This is a genomic window from Promicromonospora sp. NPDC057488, assembly GCF_042802395.1.
In the GTDB taxonomy this organism is placed as follows: Bacteria; Actinomycetota; Actinomycetes; order Actinomycetales; family Cellulomonadaceae; genus Promicromonospora.
On record NZ_JBHVEG010000104.1, the window covers coordinates 1 to 21,307 of the forward strand.

Below are 21,307 nucleotides of genomic sequence, written 5' to 3' on the forward strand. Positions count from 1 at the left end.
CCCTTTCCGGGGGCCGACGGCGGGGCGCTCAGCGTGGCGGGTCAGCTCACCTTGCGGCGGTAGCTCGCGATCGCGAACACGTAGGCGATCACGAGGACGCCGACCAGCCAGGCCAGCGCCACCCAGATGTCGGTGCCGACGGGCTGCTGGGCGAACAGCGCCCGGATGGTGTTGACGATCGAGGTCACGGGCTGGTTCTCCGCGAACCAGGCGACCGGGCCGGGCATGGTCGAGGTGGGCACGAACGCCGAGCTGATGAACGGCAGGAAGATCAGCGGGTAGCTGAACGCGCTGGCGCCGTCGACCGTCTTGGCGGACAGCCCGGCGATCACGGCGAGCCACGTCAGGGCGAGGGTGAACAGGATCAGGATGCCGGCCACGGCGAGCCAGTCCAGCAGCGAGGCCCCGGTGCGGAACCCCATCAGGAGCGCGACGCCGATGACGATCGCGACCGAGATCAGGTTGGCCACGAGCGACGTGAGCACGTGCCCCCACAGCACGCTCGACCGGGCGATCGGCATGGACTGGAAGCGCTCGAAGATGCCGCCCTGCATGTCCAGGAACAGCCGGTAGGCCGTGTAGGCGATGCCGGACGCGATGGTGATCAGCAGGATGCCCGGCAGCATGTAGTTGACGTACGACTCGCCGGTGCCGGTGTTGATCGCGCCGCCGAGCACGTAGACGAACAGCAGCATCAGGGCGATCGGGGTGACGGCCGTCGTGATGATGGTGTCGGGGCTGCGCAGGATGTGGCGCAGCGAGCGGCCGGTGAGCACACCGGTGTCGCTCAGCACGTGGGAGGTCATCGTGATTCCTTTCCTGCCGCGGCGGCGCCGCTGGTCGTGTCGGGGGTGCCGTTCTGGGACGTGCCGTTCTCGGTGGGGTCGGGCTCGCCGACCAGGGTGAGGAACACGTCCTCGAGGGAGGGCTGCTTCTCCACGTACTCGACCTTGGCGGGCGGCAGCAGCGCCTTGAGCTCGGCCAGGGTGCCGTTCTGGATGATGGTGCCCTTGTGCAGGATCGCGATCCGGTTGGCGAGCTGCTCGGCCTCGTCGAGGTACTGCGTGGTGAGCAGCACCGTGGTGCCGCCCTGCGCGAGCTGCTTGACGGTCTGCCAGACCTCGATGCGGGCCTGCGGGTCCAGGCCGGTGGTGGGCTCGTCGAGGAAGATGATCGGCGGGTTGCCGATCAGGCTCATCGCGATGTCCAGCCGGCGCCGCATGCCGCCCGAGTACGTGCCGGCCCGGCGGCCGCCGGCGTCGGTGAGCGAGAACCGTGCCAGCAGGTCGTCGGCGACGGCGCCCGGGTCGGGCAGGTGCCGCAGCTTGGCCACGAGCACGAGGTTCTCCCGGCCGGTGAGGATCTCGTCGACGGCGGCGAACTGCCCGGTCAGGCTGATCGACTCGCGCACGTCGCCGGGCTTGGCGGCGACGTCGTGGCCGTGCACCGTCGCGGTGCCCGCGTCGGCCTTGAGCAGCGTCGACAGGATCCGCACGAGCGTGGTCTTGCCGGCGCCGTTGGAGCCGAGCAGGGCGAAGATGCTGCCGGGCGTCACGTCGAAGTCGACGCCGCGCAGCACGTGCAGGTCCTTGAACGACTTCTGGATGCCCTGCACGCGGATGGCGGGGGCCTGTTCGGTGGTCATGTCCAGCTCTCCTTCTCTGGGGTCTGGTGCTCGGGGGTCACGGGCGGCGGACGATGATGTCGCCGTAGCCGGTGCTGGCGTGGACCTCGGCGGTCGACTCGTTCTCGACCGGGCCCTCGGTGGGGGTCAGGTGGTTGCGGACGCTGCCGTGCTCGGAGGCGACGTCGAGGTAGGCGGCCACACCCTCGGGCACGCCGACCTCGATCGAGCCGTAGGAGGTGGTGAGGGTGGCGCTGCCGGACTCCAGGTTGTTCACCCGGATACCCGCGTGGGCGGACTTGACGGTGAGGGTGCCGCGCAGCTGGCTCACGTTGATGTCGGCGTGCGCGCCCTGCACCTGGAGGGTGCCGGTGACGGAGCCGACGGTGGTGGTGCCGTTGCTCGCGCGGATCGTCATGTCGCCCGCGACCTCGTCGACGCGCACGGAGCCGGCGCTCACCTTGATCTCGCCGGGGCCGACGGTCCGGCGCACGGAGACCGCGCCGGCGGAGACCTTGAGGTTGACCCGGTCGACGTCGTCCAGGGTCGCGTTGCCCGCCGACAGCGTCATGTCGACGGACGCGAGGGCGCCCTCGGCGTACAGCGAGCCGGTCTTGCCGCGCAGCTCGGACCCGGTGGGCACCTCGACGGTGATGTCGGCGGTGCCGGCCGCGAACGGCAGCACGTACTGCTTCCACGAGTTCGGGTAGGTGATCGTGACCGCGTCGCCGTCGCGCTCGACGCGGATCTCCTCGGCGGCGCGCACGCTGCCGGACTTCTGGTCGGTGGGCAGCACGGTGACGACGACGTCGTCCCGCTCGGCGGCCACGACGTGCAGGTTGCCGAACGGCACGTCCACGACCACGGGGACGGGGCGGGGGGCGGGGAAAGTGGGCATGGCAAGGCTCCAAGGCTGTGGGTACGGAAGGAGGTGTGATGGCTGTGGTGTCGGTGTGGTGTCACGCGTCCCGACGGGTGGTGCCGCGGCGAGCGGTCAGCGCACCCACCCGGTCACGCGGCTGTTGGCGCGCTGCTCGGTGCCGGGCGGCGCGGCGGGACGGCCGGCGGGCCGCTCGATCGCGGCGGCCACCGCCCGCACCAGCCAGGTGTTGACGGAGACGCCGTCGCGCGCGGCGGCGACCTCGGCCTGCGTCTTGAGATGGTCGGGCAGGCGCAGGGTGGTCCGGGTGGTGGCACCCGCCTCGCCGTCCACCGGGGCGGGCGCCGGCGCGGGGGCCTGGGCGGACGCCGCGGCGGCCGGTTCCGCGGCGGGCACGGGAGCGGCGGGGACGGTGACGACGAACTCCGGGGAGCCGCCGCGCAGGCGGACGTCCACCGAGCCCGGGGCGAGCTCGGCGGAGATCTCCCCGGCGGCGTCGGAGAGCGCGTTGAGCAGGACGAGGCGCGCGGCGGCGTCGAGCGGTGCGGTCAGCCGTGCGGCGAGCTCGCGGGCGTCCTCACCGCCGGCGGCAGCGGCCGTGGCGAGCTGGCGCTGCAGTTCGTCTGCGTATCGGTTCAGGTCCATGGCACCACTATGACACCGTCGTGGTGTCACCGCAAGTACTTTGGCATCACCAATGACACCAGAGTGATGTCGCGGTGGCGCCGCGGTGTTCCCGTGGTGCTCCCGCTCAGCGGGCCAGCCGGTCCACGACCGCGCCGTAGAGCCACGGCAGCCGCGCTGCGGCAGGCACGATGGCGCCGCGCGCCGGGCTCGACGCCCAGGCCACGAGCCCCGTGGTGAGCACGCGGTAGTCGCGCGTCGCCGTGCGCCATGCGCGCTCGTACGCGGCGGCGTCGTCCAGGTGCCGGACGACGGCGGCGGCCTGGGCCAGACCCACGCGCACCCCCTCCCCCGTGAGGGCGTCGACGTAGCCCGACGCGTCGCCCACGAGACGTACCCGGCCGGCCGTGCGGCGCAGCGACCGGCACCGCAGCGGGCCGGCGCCGAGCAGCGGCCCGGCCTCCGTGGCCGCCACCCGGGCGGCGAGCTCGGGGAACTGCGTGCGCAGCAGGGTGTCGAACCCGGCCCCGGACACCGCGCGCGGAGCGAGCAGGGCCACGCCGACGACGTCGTCGGCCACCGGCGTCACGTAGGCCTCGGCGTGCGGCGACCAGTGCACCTCGACGAGGTCGGTCCACGGTGCGACCCGGAAGTGCCGGCGCAGGCCGTACCGCCGCCGCGACGGACGGTCTCCGCCCCACCCGGAGCGCGCGTCGAGCCCCGCCAGCCGGCGGACCGTGGAGTGCAGGCCGTCGCACCCGAGCACCCAGCGCGCCCGCAGCGTGGCCGGGTTCCGGTCGCCGGCGTCCGCCAGCTCGACCTCGACGCCCGCGGCGTCCTGCCGCAGGGCCGTGACCCGGGCGTGAACGAGGTCGGCGCCGACCTCGGCGGCGCGTGCCCGCAGCGCGGCGTGCAGCGTGGTGCGCCGCACGCCACGGCCGGGCCCGGCCGCGAACCGGTGGTCGGCGTTCCGGCCGGGTGCCCGGTAGCTGATGCCCGTCAGCGGATGGCCCGGCGGGTCGGCGCCGAGCTCCCGCACGGCCCGCAGTGCTCCCGGGAGCAGGCCCTCGCCGCAGGCCTTGTCGAGGGTGCCCGCTCGCCGGTCCACGACCAGCACGTCGAGCCCGGCAGCCCGCGCGCGGGTCGCCGCGGCCAGGCCGACCGGTCCGGCGCCCACGACCAGGACGTCGGTGTCCGTGGCGCGCCCGCCCATCTCGCTCACCGGGTCCCGGGCACGGCCGCGCGGAGCGCGCGCTCCTCGGCCGGGATGCGGAACCGGGCCAGCAGCACCGCGTTCAGCACGGTGAACACGAGCGCCGTCACCCAGCAGGTGTGCACCAGCGGGAGCGCGACGCCCTCGACGACCACCGCCACGTAGTTGGGGTGGCGCATCCACCGGTACGGACCGCCGGAGACCAGCGGCAGCCCTGGCACCACGATGATGCGGGTGTTCCACCGGTGGCCCAGCGTGGTCACGCACCACCAGCGCAGGGCCTGGCTCGCGAGCACGAGCACGAGCATCGGCCAGCCGAGCCAGGGCAGGAACGGCCGGTCGGCGAGCACCGCCTCGGCGACGCACGCCACCAGCAGCCCGGTGTGCAGGGCCACCATCGCCGGGAAGTGCCCCCGGCCGGACTCGACACCCCCGCGCTCGAACGACCACCGGGCATTCCGGGCGGAGACCACCAGCTCGGCGAGGCGCTCGACCCCGGTGGCGGCCACGAGGGCGATGTAGAACCCGAGCACGTCAGCCTCCTTCCAGCCGCAGCAGCACCAGCTCGCACGAGACGCCCGGGCCGAACGCCATGAGCACGGCCGGCGCACCCGCCGGGGCGGTGGAGCCGTCGAGGGTCCGGGCCAGCACGTCGAGCACGGACACGGACGACAGGTTGCCCGCGCCGGCGAGGCTCGCGCGGCTCTCCCGGACGTCGTCCTCGGCCAGCCCGAGGGCGTCCCGCACGGCGTCGATCACGCGCGGACCGCCCGCGTGCACCACCCAGGAGGGCACATCGGCCGGCGTCAGGCCGTGCTCGGCGAGCAGGCCCTTCACGTCCGCGAGCAGGTGCGCGCCCAGCAGGTCCGGCAGGTCGGCGGAGAGCACGATGGCGAACCCCGTGTCCCGCACCTCCCAGCCCAGGGCGTCCGTGGTGCCGGGGTACAGCGCCGAACGCGTGTCCACCACCTGGGCGGTGCGCCGCGGACCCACCGCGCCCGCCCGCGCCAGCGGATGGTCGGCGCCGGCGACGACGGCGGCGGCCGCGCCGTCCCCGAACAGCCCGGACGCCACCATGTTCGCCGCCGAGTCGTCGTCGTGCTGCAGGGTCAGTGAGCACAGCTCGACCGCGACCAGCAGCGACACGTCGCCCGGGTGGCCCAGCAGGTGGTCGTGCACACGCGCGAGCCCGCCGGCGCCGCCCGCACAGCCCAGGCCGAACGACGGCGTGCGCCGCACGTCCCCGCGCAGACCGAGCCGCTCGGACAGCAGCACGTCGAGCGACGGCGCCGCCACCCCCGTCACCGACGTCGCGAACACGTGGTCGACCTCCCCCGGCTCGACCCCGGCCGCGGCCAGCGCCCGCCGGCACGCCTCCTCGGCCAGAAGCGTGCCCTCCCGGACGAAGACCGCGTTGGTCGCACCCATCGACCGCAGCCCCGCGTACTCCTCCAGCGGCAGCACCAGGTGCCGCTTGTCCACCCCGGCGCTCCGGTGCAGCCGGCGCAGCACCGCGGCCCGGGCCGGGTCCCGCGCCACCAGCGGCGCCACGGCCGCGGTGATCGTCTCCTGGGCGTACGCGTGGCGAGGCAGGACCGCCTCGACCGACACGACACGCGACATCTACGCATCGTGACCGACGAAGCGCCCACCCGCGCGGGGAGGACGCACCGGGACTAGCGTGCCGCCCATGACGACCGGCGCCGACGCACGCCGCCTGACCCGCGGCCTCGTGCTTGCGAGCCATGCCGCCCCGGCCCTCGTCGTGACCGCCCTGGCCTGCGCGCTCTCCGCCGCCCTCGGCTCGGGCGCGGCCGTCGTCACGCTGGTCACGGTGGCCGTCGGCACCGGCCAGCTCTCCGTCGGCTGGTCCAACGACTGGATCGACGCGCCCCGCGACCTGGCCGTGCACCGTGCCGACAAACCCGTGGTGGCGGGGCTCGTCAGCGCGCGCCTGCTGCGCGGTGCCGCGTTCGCGGCCCTCGCCGCCTGCGCCGTCGCCTCGCTGGCGGTCGGCGTCGTGGCCGGGGCCGCCCACCTCGTGGCGGTCGCCGGGGCGTGGGCGTACAACGCCCGGCTCAAGTCGACCGCCTGGTCCTGGCTGCCCTACGCGCTCTCGTTCGGGCTGCTCGCGGTCTTCGTCGTGCTCGCCGCGCCCGGCCCGCGGGTTCCGGCCGCGTGGGCGGTCGTGGCGGCCGCGCTGCTCGGCACGGGCGCGCACGTCGCCAACACCCTGCCCGACCTGGAGGACGACGCCGCCACCGGCGTGCGGGGCCTGCCCCACCGGCTCGGCCGCCGCGGGTCCGGCGTGCTGGCGCCCGCGCTCCTGACGGTCGCGGTCGCCGTCGTCGTCGCGGGACCCGCCGGTCCCCCCACGCCCGCGGCCTGGGCCGGCGGCGCCGTCGCGGTCGTACTGGCGGTCGCCGCCGGTGTCGTGGCCGTCGCCCGGCCGCACAGCAGGGCGCCGTTCGGCCTGAGCATGGGCGTCGCCGTGGTGTGCGTGGTGCTGCTGGGCCTGGCCGCCTCTGAGCTCGCGGTGGTGCCCTGACCAGGCCGGGGACCGCCTTCGCGCGCCCTCGCCCCGGGCCGCGTACGGTGGTCTCGTGGTCGCACGACCGCCCCGACCACGGTCGGCCAGGCCGGCACCCCGCGGCCGCCGGGCGGCGGCACGGTCCACCAGAGACGGGACCGAGACGATGAGAATTTCGACGACGCCGTTCGAGCTCGCCCGCCGGGCCGCCACGGTGCTCGGCTCCGGGCTAGAGGCCAGCATCATCTTCCAGGAGCACGGCGTCTCGGTCGCCGCGGGCAGCAGCACCGCCGCTGCCGCCCGGTGCGACCAGGCTGAGGCCCGGGCCGAGACCGGACCCTGCATCGACTCCATCCACCTGGGAACGGTCCAGATCGTGCCGGTCGTCGCCGAGTCGGCGGGCTGGGACGCCTGGCGAGCCCAGACCCTGCGCGAGGACTTCGTCTCCGCGCTCGCGGTCCCCGCCTTCGTCAACAAGGACGTCGCCGTCGCCCTGAACCTGTACTCCCGCGCGCCGGACCCCTGGAACAACGAGCTCCTCACCGCGGCCGACGGCTACGCGCAGCTCGCCGCGTCCGTGGTCGCCCTGAACCTGGAGCTCGCCGAGCTCGAGGACGCCACCGCGGGCCTCTACCGCCGGCTCTCCGACGCCGCCGCCGTCGAACGCGCCGTCGGGGCCGTCATGCACTCCAACGACACCAGCGAGAGCGAGGCGAGACGAATCATCGAGTCCGCCTCCAAGAACCGCAACGTCACGCAGCGCGAGGTGGCCGAGACCATCCTGCGCGCGCTGGTCGTCACCGACACGCCCCCACCCGAGGAGCAGCCCGGCGCCTGAGCGGGACGCCCGGGCGCCGCGCCGCTCCCCGGCCGGTCAGACCTCGGTCAGCCGGGGCACGACCTTCTCGACCAGGCTGGTCGCCCACGGCACGGGGTTCTCGTACGGCGTCGGCATGAGGCCGACCAGGCTGATCCCGAGCGCCCGGTACCGCTCCATGTCGGCGAGGAACGCGTCGACGTCCCCCGTGGGGTCGCCCTGGTAGAGCATCGTCTTCTCGATGGCGTCGTAGTCGGTGCCGAGCCGGTCGCAGTGCTCGCGCAGCACGTCGAGCTTGTGCCGCACCACGCCCAGGGCCTCGTCACCGGCCGCGCCGAACAGGTTGCACGCCTGCCCGTACTCGGCCACGAGCCGCAGCGTCTTGCGCTCGCCGCCCCCGCCGATCATGACCGGCACGGTGCCGCGCGGCGGCTGCGGCAGGTTGATCGTCTCGGCGAGCTGGTAGTGCTTGCCGTCGAAGGCGCCGTCGTTCTCCGACCACATCTGCCGGCAGATCCGCAGCGTCTCCTCCAGGCGCTCGAACCGCTCCGCCGTCGACGGGAACGGCACGCCCAGCCCGGCGTGCTCGCGGTCGTACCAGGCGGCCCCGATGCCCAGCAGCGCGCGCCCGCGCGAGAGCACGTCCAGCGTGGACACCGTCTTGGCCAGCAGGCCCGGGTGCCGGTATGTGACGCCCGTGACCAGCAGGCTGAGGCGGACGTTCTTCGTCACGCCCGCGAGGTAGCCGAGCGAGGTGTAGCCCTCGAGCATCGGCTCGTACGGCCCGCCGGCGTTGAGCATCTGGAACCAGTGGTCCATGACCGTCAGCAGGTTGACGCCGCCCTCGTCGGCGATCTGCGCGGTCTCGGTGAGGCGATCGGCCAGGGTGGTCTCCCACTCCGGGTGGGTGAACGTGTAGTAGTGCAGCCCAAGATCCATGCGAACGACCCTAGCACCGCTTGTCAGACTCTGACGTGATTGTCGTGATCTGCCACCACTCCGGGTGAGATTCTCCCCTGTGGTGGTACCCGCCCCGGACCGGGCGTTGACTGGGAACGCGGGGGCACCGAGCCGAGGAGCAGCCCCATGAGCGACACCGCCGACGTCCGGCCCGAGGTCCCGCCCGAAGTCCTGGCCACCGTCCGGACCAAGCACCGCGCCCTCTGGGCGCTCGGTAACTATCCGGCCGTCGCCGCCGAGGTGGTCCCCGCGCTCGGCCCGATCCTGGTCGAGGCCGCCGGGGTACGCCCCGGCGACCGCGTGCTCGACATCGGCGCGGGCTCCGGCAACGCCGCCATCCCCGCCGCGCTCGCGGGCGGCCGCGTCATCGCGTCCGACCTGACCCCCGAGCTGTTCGAGGCCGGGCGCGAGATCGCCGCAGCCCGCGGCGTCGAGCTCACGTGGGCCGAGGGTGACGCCCACGCCCTGCCCTACGACGACGGGTCGTTCGACACCGTGCTGTCCTGCCTCGGCGTCATGTTCGCGCCGTTCCACCGGACCGCCGCCGACGAGCTGGTCCGCGTGGTCCGGCCCGGCGGGACGATCGGGCTGGTCGCCTGGACGCCGGACGGGTTCATCGGGCAGATGTTCGCCGCCATGCGGCCGTACGCCCCCGCCCCGCCGCCGGGCGCCCAGGCGGCGCCGCTGTGGGGCGACGAACGGCACGTTCGCGGCCTGCTCGGCGACCGCATCACGGACGTGCGCGCCGAGGTGCGCTCGCTGCCCGTCACCCGCTTCGCGACGGCCGCGGAGTTCCGCGACTTCTTCAAGGCGGTCTACGGCCCCACCATCGCGGTCTACCAGAACATCGCCGACGACGCGGCGCGCACCGCCGAGCTCGACGCCGCGCTGCTGGACCTGACCAATCGGTTCCAGAACACCGACGGCGCCATGGGCTGGGAGTACCTGCTGTTCACCGCGCACCGGCGCTGAGCCGGAGCGGGGCTCACGCCCGCGAGCGGGCGAGCAGCCAGACGAAGTACGGGGCCCCGAGCAGCGCGACCGCCAGCCCGGCGGGCAGCTGCGCGGGCGCGATGACGGTCCGGCCGAGCGTGTCGGCCAGGCCGAGCAGCACGGCGCCGAGCAGCATGGCCACCGGCAGCACCCGCGCGTGCCGGCCGCCCACCAGGGCGCGCGCTGCGTGCGGCGCGACCAGGCCGACGAACCCCACGACGCCGACGGCGGTCACGCTCGTCGCCGCCAGCACCGCCGCCACGGCGAGCACCACGAGGCGGCTGCGCTCCAGGCGGACGCCCACCAGGCGGGGCGTGTCGTCGTCGAGCGCGAGCAGGTCCAGCTCGCGCCGCACGATCACGGCGAGCGGGACCGCGAGCGCCAGCACCACGACCACGGGCAGCACCTGGTCGAGGGTGCGCCCGTAGGTGGTGCCCGAGAGCCAGGTGTAGATGCGCGGCGTGTTCCAGGGGTCGGAGCGCAGCAGCAGGAAGGTGGTCAGGGCGGTGGTGAGGTAGCCGAGGCCGATGCCGATGAGCACGAGCCGGTCGGCGTGCAGGCCGCCGCGCCAGGCCAGGAGGTAGACGGCGGCGAAGGCGAGCAGGCCGCCGAGCACGGCGGCGACGAGCATGGCGCCGTTGCTGGCCGCGACGCCGTTGCCCCAGGCGGTGCCGGCCACGGCGGTGACCACGACGACGGCGCCGAGGCCCGCTCCCCCGGTGATCCCGAGGATGCCGGGCTCGGCGAGCGGGTTGCGGGCGGTGGCCTGGACCATGGTGCCGGCCAGGGCCAGGGCGGCCCCGGCGACGATCGCGGCCAGCACGCGGGGCGCGCGCTCGTCGAGGGCGAACCGGACGACGGCCGGGCCCTGGTCGTTCAGCCAGAGGGCGATGTCGCCGGTGCGCAGCCAGGTGGACCCGGCGAGCATGCCGAGCAGGGCCACGCCGAGGGCGAGGGCGACGCACACGGTCAGCACGACGACGAAGCGGCGGGTACTGCGCGGCCCGGTCCTGGCGGCGGGCGGTCGGCGGGAGGGTCCGGCGTCGCGCAGGCGCCGCGCGAGGACGACCATGATCAGGGCGCCGGCGAGCGTGGTCGCGACGCCGGTGGGGACGGCGAGCGCGTCCTCGGCGCCGAGGATGGCGCGGACGACGGCGTCGGCGAGCACGACGACGAACGCGCCGAGCAGGCCGGCGGCGGGCAGGAGGATGGCGTGCCGGTGCAGGGCGGGGACCACGCGGGCCAGGAGCCGGGCGACGACGGGTGCCGCGAGGCCGACGAACCCGAGGGGTCCGGCCAGGGTGACGGCGGCGGCGGTGAGCAGCACCGCGAGCAGCACGCCGATGGCGCGGGTGGAGCGGACGGGCACGCCGAGCGCCCCGGCGGTGTCGTCGCCGAGGCCGAGCACGTCCAGGCGCCGGGAGACGAGCAGGCCGCCGACGGTGGCGAGCACGACGACGGGCAGGGCGCGCCAGAAGGCCGTGAGGTTGAGCTGGCTCAGGGAGCCGCTGCCCCAGGCGAACAGGCCGGTGGTCTCGGTCTGGAACAGGATGAGCAGGGCGGAGGCCGCGGCCTGCAGCGCGAGGGCGACGGCGGACCCGGCCAGGACCAGGCGGGTGGACGACGACCCGGCGCCGCCGGCGAGCCCGAGCACGAGCCCGGCGGCGGCGATACCGCCGGCGAACGCGACGGCGCCCGAGGCCCACAGGGGCACGGCGAGGCCGAACGCGGCCACGGCGACGACCGCCAGGTAGGAGCCTGCGGTCACGGCGAGCGTGTCGGGCGAGGCCAGGGCGTTGCGGGCGATCGACTGGAAGAGCGCGCCGGCGACGCCGAGCGCGAACCCGACGGCCACGCCCGCCGCGAGGCGCGGCAGGCGTGAGCCGACGAGGATGTCGCGGACCGCCGACGAGTCGCCGGCGTCCTGCCCGGTGAGCAGGCGCAGCAGGTCGCCCGCCCCGACGCCGGACGTGCCCTGCGTCAGGTGCCAGGCACCGACGACGAGCACGGCCAGCGCGAGCCCCACCAGGGCCGCGCCGCCGGTCACCCAGGTGACGGGGCGCGACGCGGGGGCCTGGGGCAGGGTGTCCGTCGTGGACGGCGACTGCGTGGCGGTCATGGCGTCAGCTCGTGAAGACGTCGACGTAGGCGTCGACGATCTTCTCGGAGGAGCGGGGGCCGCCGAACGTCCAGGTGTGCTCCGGGAACGCGTGCGCGCGGTCCTCGGTGACGGCGGGCAGGCCCGCCCAGACGTCGTTCTTGGTGAGCTCGGCGGTCCAGTCGTCCTCGCCCTCCTTGGTGCCGGTCCACAGCAGGGTGGCGTCGCCGACGTCGGTCATGCCCTCGATGTCGGACTGGCCCAGGCCGTAGGCGGGGTCGACCTCGCCGGTCCAGGCGTTGGTCAGGCCGAGCTCCTCGCCGAGCTCGCCGACCAGCGAGCCCTGCCCGAACGGGCGGATGGACACGTTGCCGCCGTCGACCCAGCCGTCGAAGTACACGAAGTCGGTGCTGGCCGGGGCGGCCTCGGCGACCTGCGCCTTGGCGTCGGCCAGGTGCGCCTCGAACTCGTCGGTGACCACCCCGGCGCGCTCGGTGCGGCCGGTGGCCTGCGCGATGATGTCGAACGTGTTGAGCATGGTCCCGATCGGGTCGGCGGCGTCGGCGCCCTTGGTGGCCAGCACGGGCACGTCGTAGGCCTCGAGCTTGGCGATGATCTCGTCGTCGGGCGTGTACGCCTCGATGATGACCAGGTCGGGGTCGGTCGCGTACAGGGCGTCGAGGTTGGGCTCGCCGCGCGTGCCGACGTCGGCCACGCCCTCGGGCAGCTCCTCGGCGGCGTTCCAGGTGGTGTAGCCCTTGACGTCGGCGACGGCGACCGGGTTGACGCACAGGCTGAGCACGTCCTCGACCTGCTGCCACTCCAGGACGGCGACCCGCTCGGCGGGCTTGTCGAGCTCGACCGTGCGGTCGAACGAGTCGGTCACCGTGACGGGCTCCGTCGACGTCGTGACGTCGGCGCAGTCGCCCGAGGCGGCCTCGGTCGGACCCTGGGTCGCGGCCGCGCCGGGGTCGGTGGTGCCGCAGGCGCTCAGCAGCAGCGGCAGGACCAGGGCGGCGGCGGCCAGGGGCGCCTTCTCGCGCAGGGAGAGGTTGCGCAGGGACATGGGACTCCTCGATTCATGACACGTCGTGTCGGGCAGTGCCGGGTGCGTCGGGTGGTGCGGGCGCCGTCGGCGTCCTGCGGGTCTGGGGTCTGTGGGTGGTGCGTGCGGCCGGGAGCGGCTCAGCGGGTCCGGCCGTGGTGGCGGCCGCGCGGGTGCACGCGCACCCGGCCGGTGCCGGGGTCGGTGCTCACGTCGATCGGCAGGCCGTAGGCGAGCGAGAGGTGCTCGCCGGTGAGCACCTGCGCGGGCGGCCCGGCTGCGAGCACGCGGCCCTGGTGCAGCAGGACGACGGCGTCGGCCACCGAGGCGGCGTGGTCCAGGTCGTGCAGCACGATGCCGACCGCGGTGCCGTGCTCCTCGGCGAGGTCGCGCACCAGGTCGAGCGTCTCGACCTGGTAGCGCAGGTCGAGGTGGTTGGTGGGCTCGTCGAGCAGCACCACGCCCGTCTCCTGGGCCAGGCAGGTGGCCAGCCAGACGCGCTGCACCTCGCCGCCCGAGAGCTGGTCCACGCCGCGGCGGGCCATGGCGGCCACGCCGGTGATGTCCATCGCGCGGTCGATCGCGGCGTGGTCGGTGTCGGTCAGCGGCGCGAAGCGGCGGCGGTGCGGGTGCCGGCCGAACGCGACGACGTCGCGCACCTCCAGGCCGGCCGGGTGCGGGCGGGACTGGGCCAGCAGCGTGACGCGGCGGGCGAAGTCGCGCGCCGACAGCGGCGCGACGTCGACGGCGTCGTCGGCCGTGTCCCCCAGGCTGACGGTGCCCTGCTGCACCGGGTGCAGCCGGGCCAGCGAGCGCAGCACGGTCGACTTGCCGGACCCGTTCGGGCCGACGAGCGCGGTGACGACACCGGGCGGCAGGTGCACGGCGACACCGTGCACCACGGTGGTGCGCTGGTAGCCCAGCACGAGGTCGTCACCACGGAGGGCGGTAGGGGCGGTCACGGGAGGTAAGCCTAACCTTAGGAACACCCCACTTGGACGCCTGTCTCATTCCTCACCCCCTGCACCCCGTGCCGGTCGATGTCGGACTGTCCACGTACCCTGGTCGGCGATGAGCACAGCCACCGTGGAGGGCGCGTACGAAGGTGCGCTCCGAGCGTTCAAGAACCCGATGCTGGACCTGCTCCATGGCACCTACGCACCGTTCGTCGTGACCATGCTGGCGCTGGTCTTCACCGCGCAGCGGCCCCAGGTCCCCGTCGCCGACGCGCACGCCGAGATCGACGCCGCGCTCGGCCGCCTGCGGTCGGCCGGGTACGGCGAGGAGGGCAACGCGCCCCTGCCCGTCGGCAGCGCGCGCGACCTGTGCCGGGGCTGGGTCCGGTCCGGCTGGCTCAAGCGCCAGGTCCACGAGGGCGTCGAGGTCTACCAGGTCTCCGCCCACGGCGTCGGCGCGCTGGAGGTCGCGGGCCGGGTCGGCGGCGCCCGCACCCGGGTCTCCGAGTCGCGCGTGCGGACGCTGCTCGACGCCGTGGAGGAGCTCGCGCAGGACGCCGACCCCGACGTGCTGTCCCGCATCGCGCGCCTGGACGCCGAGATCAAGGAGCGCACCGCCGAGATCAAGCGCCTGGACAGCACGGGCGCCGTCGAACCGGTGAGCGACGACCAGCTCCTGGAGGAGACGGAGAACGTGCTGCACCTGGCGCGCGAGCTCCCGGCCGACTTTGCGCGCGTGGTCGAGTCGATCAGGCAGGTGCAGCGCGACGTCGTCACCGACCTGCGGCAGGACGTGCGCCCCACGGGCGAGGTGCTGCGGGAGTACCTGGCGCGCGGCAAGGACATCATGGAGTCCACGCGCGAGGGGCGCGCCTTCGCGGGGGCGCTCGCGCTGATCGGCCGGGCCGAGCACATCGACCAGCTCGCCGCCAACCTGCGCATGATCCTGGGGCACCCGTTCGCCGGGCAGCTGCCCGCGGCGCAGCGCCGCGAGCTGCACGAGATCGCGCGGCGCATCGAGCAGGGCGTGCGGGAGGTGCTGCACGCGCAGCAGCAGGCCTCGCACGTCATCACCACGCAGATCCGCAACCACGACCCGCTGCGCGACCGGGAGGTCGACGGGCTGCTGCGCGACGTGATGTCGGGGTTCCAGCAGTGGATGCCGACCTCCCGGCACAAGCAGCCGGTCGCGCCGATGCGGCGGCTGCCCGCGGCCGACGTCGGCCACCTGCGGCAGAAGGTCGACGGCCTGCGGCCGCCCGCTCCCCCGACGCCGCTGGAAGCCTGGGAGATGGGCGCGGTGCCGGACGACGACTCGCGGGCCTGGGGCGGCCCGCACTACGCGGACCTGGAGCGGCACCTGACCGGCCGCCCGCGCGAGGACGACGGGACCGTCGACGTCGGCGCGGCGTTCCGGGCCGCGCCCGAGCGGCTGCGGCGGCCCGTCGACCTGCTCGGGCTGCTGGAGCTCGCGCACCGGCACGGGATGGTCGAGACGGGCCAGGTGGTGACCGTCGAGGCGGTCCGGCCCGACGGGACCCGCCGGCGCTTCGCGTTCGGCGGGGTGGCGATGACGGACGAGCACGAGGCAGAGGGCGGGACGACGGATGAGTGAGACGGTGACGGACCGGGTGGGCACGGACGAGGTGGCGGCGGACGAGGAGGTGTCGAACGAGGTGGGCACCGACGAGGCGGGTTTCATCGAGCCCGCCCCGATGGAGGACGACCAGACCGAGCTGTTCGCGGGCGACCGCGGCCTGCTCGACCCGGAGGTCCGGCGGGTGCTGGTCCGGCTGCTGCAGCGGCGGTTCCTGACGGCGGAGAAGCACCGCGCGCAGTGGCGCACGCTGCTGGAGCACCAGTCGGTCATCGAGTCGCGCCTGCACGACCTGTTCGTGCGCCTCGTGGTGGACCACGACCGCCAGATCGCCTACAAACAGCAGGTCCGCTCGGGCGAGGTGGACGTGCCGATCCTGCTGCGCGACGACCCGTACAACCGGGTCGAGACCCTGGTGCTGGTGCACCTGCGCACCGTCTACCAGCACGAGGCGAGCTCGGGCGAGACGTCGGCCCGGATCGACCTGGAGGACATCGAGCAGGGCGTGCTGACGTTCTTCGACCTGGACGACAACAACCTTGTCCGCCCGCAGCGCGAGATCCGGGACGCCGTGGGCCGCCTCGTGGTGGAGGGCCTGATCGACGAGGAGTCCACGGGCCGCTACCGCATCACTCCCCTGGTGGAGGTCGTGCTCGACAACAACCGGCTCGCCGAGCTCACCCGCTGGCTCGCCGACAACAAGGAGACCCGTTCGTGAGCATGATCGAGACGCTGTGGGGGCTGGTCCCGGCCACGTCGACCGGGCAGCAGTGGGTGGCGCAGACCCTGCAGCTGGTCAACTGGGGCGGCTACCACGGGCACCACCAGGTGCGCCTGTCCCCCGGCGCCACGCTGTTCAGCGGCGGCTCGGGCTCGGGCAAGTCCACGCTGATGGACTCGTACATCGCGCTGATCATGCCGCACACCACGCCGTTCAACGGGGCGTCCAACGGCGGCGTGACCGGCAAGCCGCGCGGCAAGGAGCAGCGCAACATCCTGTCCTACGCGCGCGGCAAGCTCGACGAGAAGCGGGTCGACGGCGAGACGCGGCTGCGGGTGCTGCGCGGCGAGAAGGAGGACACCTGGTCCGCCATCGCCATGACGTGGGTCGACCAGGGCGGGGCCACGTTCACCGCGGTGCGCGCCTGGTACGTGCCGTCGTCGGCCCGCTCGCTGGAGAACGTCATCGCGGTGCGCGGCACGTGCGACGGGCCGTTCGACCTGACCGGCCTGGAGGAGGCGGCGCGGCACCGGTTCGACCGGCGGGCCGTGACCCGCACGGGCCTGACCTGCTTCGACACCGACCGCGACTACACGGCCCGGCTGCACACCGCGCTCGGCATCGGCGCGGGCGGCGACGGGCACAAGGCCGTCGGCCTGCTGGGCCGCATCCAGGCCGGGCAGCAGATCACCACGGTCGACGCCCTGTACAAGACGATGGTCCTGGAGGAGCCCTCCACGTTCGCGACGGCCGACGGCGCCGTGCAGCAGTTCGACGAGCTGTCCGCCACCCGCGACCGCATGGTCACCGCGCAGCAGCAGGTCCGGGCGCTGCGCCCCGTCCGCGAGCACCGCACCGCGATCGACGGCGCCGTCGAGCGGCTGCGGATGATCGAGGCAGTGGGCCAGTTCACCGACCAGGCTGCCCCGGCCGCGCTCTGGCTCGCCGGGCGCCGGCTCGACCTGCTGCGCGCCTCGGAGACCGACCTGCAGCGGCGGCGCGCCCGCGCGCGGGACGAGGCGACCGAGCTCACCGTCCGGGTCGCGGCCGCCAAGCTGGAGCGCGACGCCGCCCGGGACCTGCTGGGCGCAGCCGGCGGCGACCGCCTGAAGAAGGCGCAGGACGAGGTGGACCGCCTGGAGGCCCGCATCGAGCCCGTCGCGGCGGCCCGCACCCGGTTCGACGCCCTGCTGGCCGACGTCGGCGCGCAGGTGTCCGACGCCGCCGGGTTCGACGCCGTCGTCGAGCAGGCGCACCGCGCGCTGAACGACACCGACGCGCGGGCCGCCGCCCGGCGGCGCTTCACCGAGGCGACCCTGGGCGAGCAGGCCGCCGCGGACGCCTTGGAGGACCTGCGGACGGAGCTGCGCACCGTCGGCGCCCGCAAGGACAACATCCCGACCGACCTGCACAGGGCCCGTGCGGCTCTGGCCGAGGCCGCGGGCCTGTCCACCGACGAGCTGCCGTTCGTCGGCGAGCTGATCGAGGTGCGCACCGAGTTCGAGCCGTGGCGCGCCGCGTTCAACCTGGCGCTGGGCGGGTTCGCCACCGAGATGCTGATCGACGTGGCGCACCTCAAGACCTTCCGCACCGCCATCAACGCGGTGCCCACCGCGCGCCGCATCCGGTTCCGGGGCGTGCCCACCGGACGCCGCGACGAGGCCGCCGTGGCCGACCGCACCCTGCCCGCGCGCCTGGACCACCGGCCGACGCCGTTCACCGGCTGGCTCAAGCAGGAGCTCGCCGACCGGTACGGCTACGTCTGCATCGACTCCCCCGCCGGGTTCGCCCTGCACCGCAAGGCGGTCACGATCAGCGGCCAGACGTCCGACGGCGGCCGCGGCGCCCACGGTGGCCAGGGCGTGCGGAACGTCCTCGGCTTCTCCGCCGCCCGGCGCCTGCAGGAGCTGGAGCGGGAGGTGGCCGAGGCCGAGCAGGCGCACGCCGCCGCGAGCGCCGTGCTGGAGCAGGTGACGGCGGGCCTCGACTCGTTCGAGAAGCAGCGCGGTGCGTACGAGAAGATCGCGGACCTCACGTGGGAGCAGGTCGACATCGGGTCGCTGCGGTCCGAGCTGGGCCGCTGGACGGCGATCGTCACGGAGGTCACGTCGGACAACCCGGAGATCGGGCGGCTGCGCCGGGAGCTCGGCGAGCTGGAGGACCGCGTCACCCGGCTGACCGAGGACAGCGGCGTGGCCAAGAGCCGCGCCGCGGACCTGGAGTCGTCCTGGGAGCGCACGGCTGACGCCGTCGACACCGCGCAGCGCACGCTCGACGACGCCGAGGCCGACGGCACCCAGGTGGCCGCCGGGCACCGCACGTACCTGGCCGGGCTGTTCGCCGACGACCAGAGCGCCGACGACTCCCCCGCGCAGGCCGTCGAGCGCTTCGACGCCGCCCTGGACCGCGCCACCGCGCGGGTGCGGGAGGACCAGGGCGAGGCGCAGGCCGCCGTCGGGCGGGGGCGTTCCGCCCTGCGCGAGGTGTTCGAGACGTTCAAGGAGCGGTGGCCCAACCCGAACCTCGGCGTCGACCCGGACACGTCGTACGACGACTACGAGCGGTTCCTGACCGACCTGGAGAAGAACGGGCTGCACGAGCTGGAGTCGGAGTGGCGCGACAGCCTGTTGCGGCTGTCGGGGGCGGACCTGACGAAGCTCGACAGCGACATCTCGACGGCCGTGCGCGAGATCCGCGACCGCATCGACCCGGTCAACACGATCCTCGACGGCCTGGACTTCTCCGACGAGCACCACAAGCTGCACATCGAGCTGCGCGACACGTCCTCGCCGGTGCGGGCCCGGTTCCGCAGCGACCTGCGCGCCGTGCGCGAGGCGATCGCGAACGCCGTCAGCGACACCGACCGGCAGCGGGCCTACACCCGCATGGCCAAGGTGGTCGACCGGGTGCGCCGCACCGCGCCGGAGTTCCACGACCTGATCGACGTGCGCAACCACGTGCGGATCAGCGCCGAGAAGCTGACCAAGGCCGGCGCGCACGTCGCCGTGTACGACCACATCGGCGAGAAGTCCGGCGGCGAGTCCCAGGAGCTCGTCGCGTTCATCGTCGGCGCGGCCCTGCGCTACCAGCTCGGCGACGCCGGGTCGGCGCGCCCCCGGTACGCGCCGGTCTTCCTCGACGAGGCGCTCATCAAGGCCGACGCGCACTTCACCGGCCGCGCGATCAACGCCTGGCGCGGGCTCGGGTTCCAGCTCATCATCGGCGCGCCCAACGACAAGCACAGCGGCATCGAGCCGCACGTCGACGCGGGCTACGTGGTGCTCAAGGACACCAGCGGCAAGTCGTTCACCCAGCTCACGGTGGGGCTGCCGGACGAGGCGCCGGTGTGACGGGGCGCCGGTGTGACCCGGCGCCCCGCGGGCCCGGTCAGGCCAGGTCCAGCTCCGTGCGCGGGCCGAGGAACCGCGGGACGTCCGGGCCGCCGTCCGGGGACGGCTCGAAGACCAGCTCGGTGAGCCACATCTGGCGACCCGGCCCGGGCACGTTGACGGCGCCCGGCGGCCAGGCGTGATGCACGTACCAGGTGCGCCCGTCGCGCTCGACGACCATGCCGTGCCCCGGCCCGGCCGCGACGTCGTTGGACACCATGATCGGGGTGTCGCGCGGCTTGACGTACGGGCCGGTCGCCTTCTCGGCGACGGCGTAGCCCACGCCGTAGCGGTCGGAGTCGAACGCGTTGCCCGAGTAGAACAGGTAGTAGCTGCCGGCGTGCGGCCAGACGTAGGGTCCCTCGACGAGGGTGCCCTCCCACTCCTGGTCCTGCTTGAGGATCCGCTCCGGCTCCCCCTCCAGGCGCAGCCCGTCGTCGGACAGCCGCTGCACGTAGATGAAGGTGTCCACGCCCACGTGGTTGCCGTCGTTCTTCCACAGCAGCCAGCGCGAGCCGTCGTGGTCGGTGAACGGGGAGGCGTCGATGGAGCCGCCCTCGTGGTCCTGGCACAGCAGGGGGCGCTCGGCGTCGTCCCGGAACGGGCCGTACGGCGTGTCCGAGACGGCCACCCCGACGGCCTGCACGTCCGTGGCCCGGTCGTGCGCCGTGTAGTAGGCGACGTACCGGCCGTCCACGGCCGCGACCTCGGGCGCCCAGTTCAGTCCCGGTTCGACCCACGCCGCGAGCTGCGGCATGCCGTCGCCCACCTCCGCCCAGCGCACGAGGTCGGACGAGCGCAGCACCGGCATCGCCTCGACCCGGTTCTTGGTCGCGTACGCCCAGTAGGTCCCGTCCACCTCCAGCACCGCGGGATCGGGGAAGTTGGAGCCGTACACAGGGTTCGTCGTCATCGTCTGTCCTGTCCTCTCGCTCGACACAGCGCACCAGGTTAGGAGAGATCGGGGGCCGACGCCGGGTCCGTCCGGGGCGCGGCGCGCCGTCGATTTGTTGACTGGGGCAACTCAGCGAGATGCTCGGGGTGATGACACGATCGGCGGGGACCGCAGTGGAGGTCGCGGCCCGCCGGTTGTTCCAGCCGAAGGGGGAGGCTCAGGTGTTCAAGCGAGAAGCGATCATGACCATGTGCGGTGCCGCGGGGGTCGCGGCGCTGCTGCTGACGGCGGGGTGCTCGGCGGACGCCGCCGGCGCCGGAGGCGACGAGAGCGCGTCCGCCACGCCGTCGGCGACCACGACGACGTCCGCGAGCCCGGACGCGAGCGCGACCCAGTCGCCCACGCAGGAGTCGTCGGAACCGTCCGAGACGGAGACGGCGGACGACGGCGACGCGGGCGGATCGGCGTCCGGGCGGTGCGAGTCCCCCGAGCTTGCGGGCAGCCTGCTGCCGGAGGAAGGCGGCGGGGGCGCCGGGCACTACGGGGTGTGGATCGTGCTGAAGAACGAGGCGCCCGAGACCTGCACGCTGCAGGGCTGGCCCGGGGTGTCGTTCGTCGGGGACGGCGACGGCGAGCAGATCGGCGCCGCGGCGGAGTTCGACCGGTCGAGCCCGCACGAGACGGTGACGCTGAAGCCGGGTGCGTCCGCGCAGGCCCTCGTGCGCGTCTCCCAGGCCGAGAACTACGGCGACGAGTGCGGCCAGACGCCCGCCGACGGCCTGCGGGTCTACCCGCCCGGCGAGAAGCGCTCGCTGTTCGTGCAGAACGACCAGCTCGAGCTGACGGCGTGCGCCGACATCGACGACCCGCTGCTCCAGGTCCAGGCCCTCCAGCCGGCGAGCTAGGCCTTTCGCGCGGGACAACTGACTTCGGTCGGTTGCGTCGAGACCGGTCAGTTGACTGAC

19 protein-coding genes are annotated in these 21,307 nt (G+C 74.2%); 7 read left to right on the forward strand and 12 right to left on the reverse strand.

The features are described from left to right. Positions 1 to 41: 41 nt before the first annotated feature. From ACFU5G_RS19555 to ACFU5G_RS19585, 7 genes are all read right to left on the reverse strand, one after another. The gene (locus tag ACFU5G_RS19555; protein WP_377248444.1) at positions 42 to 806 is read right to left on the reverse strand and encodes an ABC transporter permease; all 765 of its coding nucleotides are present in this window, start codon (positions 804 to 806) and stop codon (positions 42 to 44) included. Beyond that, positions 803 to 1,645, reverse strand: a complete 843-nt coding sequence (locus ACFU5G_RS19560) for an ABC transporter ATP-binding protein (protein WP_377248447.1) — start codon at positions 1,643 to 1,645, stop codon at positions 803 to 805. Before ACFU5G_RS19560 ends, ACFU5G_RS19555 begins: the two co-directional genes overlap by 4 nt. 37 nt (positions 1,646 to 1,682) lie before the next feature. After that, a complete protein-coding gene (locus ACFU5G_RS19565; RefSeq protein ID WP_377248450.1) occupies positions 1,683 to 2,522 on the reverse strand; it encodes a DUF4097 domain-containing protein in 840 nt (279 codons plus the stop codon). 96 nt (positions 2,523 to 2,618) lie between these two features. Beyond that, positions 2,619 to 3,149, reverse strand: coding sequence for a histidine kinase (locus ACFU5G_RS19570; protein WP_377248453.1), 531 nt, complete (start codon positions 3,147 to 3,149; stop codon positions 2,619 to 2,621). Between the two features lie 106 nt (positions 3,150 to 3,255). Next, positions 3,256 to 4,350 (reverse strand): NAD(P)/FAD-dependent oxidoreductase, encoded by a 1,095-nt coding sequence (locus ACFU5G_RS19575; protein WP_377248456.1) that lies wholly within the window; start codon positions 4,348 to 4,350, stop codon positions 3,256 to 3,258. After that, positions 4,347 to 4,874, reverse strand: a complete 528-nt coding sequence (locus ACFU5G_RS19580) for an isoprenylcysteine carboxyl methyltransferase family protein (protein WP_377248459.1) — start codon at positions 4,872 to 4,874, stop codon at positions 4,347 to 4,349. The genes ACFU5G_RS19575 and ACFU5G_RS19580 overlap by 4 nt, the downstream gene beginning before the upstream one ends. 1 nt (position 4,875) lies before the next feature. Beyond that, positions 4,876 to 5,964 carry a type III polyketide synthase gene (locus tag ACFU5G_RS19585; RefSeq protein WP_377248462.1) on the reverse strand — a complete coding sequence of 363 codons (1,089 nt, stop codon included), beginning with the start codon at positions 5,962 to 5,964 and terminating at the stop codon, positions 4,876 to 4,878. A gap of 67 nt (positions 5,965 to 6,031) precedes the next feature. Between ACFU5G_RS19585 and ACFU5G_RS19590 the strand changes: the two genes are divergently transcribed. After that, the gene (locus ACFU5G_RS19590; RefSeq protein WP_377248465.1) at positions 6,032 to 6,889 is read left to right on the forward strand and encodes a UbiA family prenyltransferase; all 858 of its coding nucleotides are present in this window, start codon (positions 6,032 to 6,034) and stop codon (positions 6,887 to 6,889) included. A gap of 148 nt (positions 6,890 to 7,037) precedes the next feature. Continuing rightward, positions 7,038 to 7,709 carry an ANTAR domain-containing protein gene (locus ACFU5G_RS19595; RefSeq protein WP_377248468.1) on the forward strand — a complete coding sequence of 224 codons (672 nt, stop codon included), beginning with the start codon at positions 7,038 to 7,040 and terminating at the stop codon, positions 7,707 to 7,709. A gap of 36 nt (positions 7,710 to 7,745) precedes the next feature. On the opposite strand, the gene ACFU5G_RS19600 is transcribed toward ACFU5G_RS19595, so the two are convergent. After that, positions 7,746 to 8,627 (reverse strand): LLM class F420-dependent oxidoreductase, encoded by an 882-nt coding sequence (locus ACFU5G_RS19600; protein WP_377248471.1) that lies wholly within the window; start codon positions 8,625 to 8,627, stop codon positions 7,746 to 7,748. A gap of 147 nt (positions 8,628 to 8,774) precedes the next feature. On the opposite strand from ACFU5G_RS19600, the gene ACFU5G_RS19605 reads away from it, so the two are divergent. Next, positions 8,775 to 9,620 (forward strand): class I SAM-dependent methyltransferase, encoded by an 846-nt coding sequence (locus tag ACFU5G_RS19605; RefSeq protein WP_377248474.1) that lies wholly within the window; start codon positions 8,775 to 8,777, stop codon positions 9,618 to 9,620. Between the two features lie 13 nt (positions 9,621 to 9,633). Here the strand turns inward: ACFU5G_RS19605 and ACFU5G_RS19610 are convergent, their stop codons facing one another. The 3 genes from ACFU5G_RS19610 to ACFU5G_RS19620 all read right to left on the reverse strand — a co-directional run bounded on the left by ACFU5G_RS19610 (position 9,634) and on the right by ACFU5G_RS19620 (position 13,746). Then, the gene (locus ACFU5G_RS19610) at positions 9,634 to 11,760 is read right to left on the reverse strand and encodes an iron ABC transporter permease (protein WP_377248477.1); all 2,127 of its coding nucleotides are present in this window, start codon (positions 11,758 to 11,760) and stop codon (positions 9,634 to 9,636) included. A 4-nt stretch (positions 11,761 to 11,764) separates the two neighbouring features. Further along, positions 11,765 to 12,805 (reverse strand): ABC transporter substrate-binding protein, encoded by a 1,041-nt coding sequence (locus ACFU5G_RS19615; RefSeq protein WP_377248480.1) that lies wholly within the window; start codon positions 12,803 to 12,805, stop codon positions 11,765 to 11,767. Positions 12,806 to 12,924: 119 nt separating this feature from the next. Further along, positions 12,925 to 13,746, reverse strand: coding sequence for an ABC transporter ATP-binding protein (locus ACFU5G_RS19620; RefSeq protein ID WP_377248482.1), 822 nt, complete (start codon positions 13,744 to 13,746; stop codon positions 12,925 to 12,927). A 109-nt stretch (positions 13,747 to 13,855) separates the two neighbouring features. On the opposite strand from ACFU5G_RS19620, the gene ACFU5G_RS19625 reads away from it, so the two are divergent. The 3 genes from ACFU5G_RS19625 to ACFU5G_RS19635 are packed head-to-tail and all read left to right on the forward strand — an operon-like array spanning position 13,856 to position 19,408. Then, positions 13,856 to 15,355, forward strand: coding sequence for a DUF3375 domain-containing protein (locus ACFU5G_RS19625; protein ID WP_377248484.1), 1,500 nt, complete (start codon positions 13,856 to 13,858; stop codon positions 15,353 to 15,355). Beyond that, positions 15,348 to 16,055 (forward strand): DUF4194 domain-containing protein, encoded by a 708-nt coding sequence (locus ACFU5G_RS19630; RefSeq protein WP_377248486.1) that lies wholly within the window; start codon positions 15,348 to 15,350, stop codon positions 16,053 to 16,055. Before ACFU5G_RS19625 ends, ACFU5G_RS19630 begins: the two co-directional genes overlap by 8 nt. Further along, positions 16,052 to 19,408 carry an ATP-binding protein gene (locus ACFU5G_RS19635; protein ID WP_377248488.1) on the forward strand — a complete coding sequence of 1,119 codons (3,357 nt, stop codon included), beginning with the start codon at positions 16,052 to 16,054 and terminating at the stop codon, positions 19,406 to 19,408. The genes ACFU5G_RS19630 and ACFU5G_RS19635 overlap by 4 nt, the downstream gene beginning before the upstream one ends. A 37-nt stretch (positions 19,409 to 19,445) precedes the next feature. On the opposite strand, the gene ACFU5G_RS19640 is transcribed toward ACFU5G_RS19635, so the two are convergent. Further along, positions 19,446 to 20,360, reverse strand: a complete 915-nt coding sequence (locus ACFU5G_RS19640; RefSeq protein ID WP_377248491.1) for a glycoside hydrolase family 43 protein — start codon at positions 20,358 to 20,360, stop codon at positions 19,446 to 19,448. Positions 20,361 to 20,563: 203 nt separating this feature from the next. Here ACFU5G_RS19640 and ACFU5G_RS19645 point away from each other — a divergent pair, with 203 nt between their 5' ends. After that, positions 20,564 to 21,247 (forward strand): DUF4232 domain-containing protein, encoded by a 684-nt coding sequence (locus ACFU5G_RS19645; RefSeq protein WP_377248494.1) that lies wholly within the window; start codon positions 20,564 to 20,566, stop codon positions 21,245 to 21,247. Positions 21,248 to 21,307 lie beyond the last annotated feature (60 nt).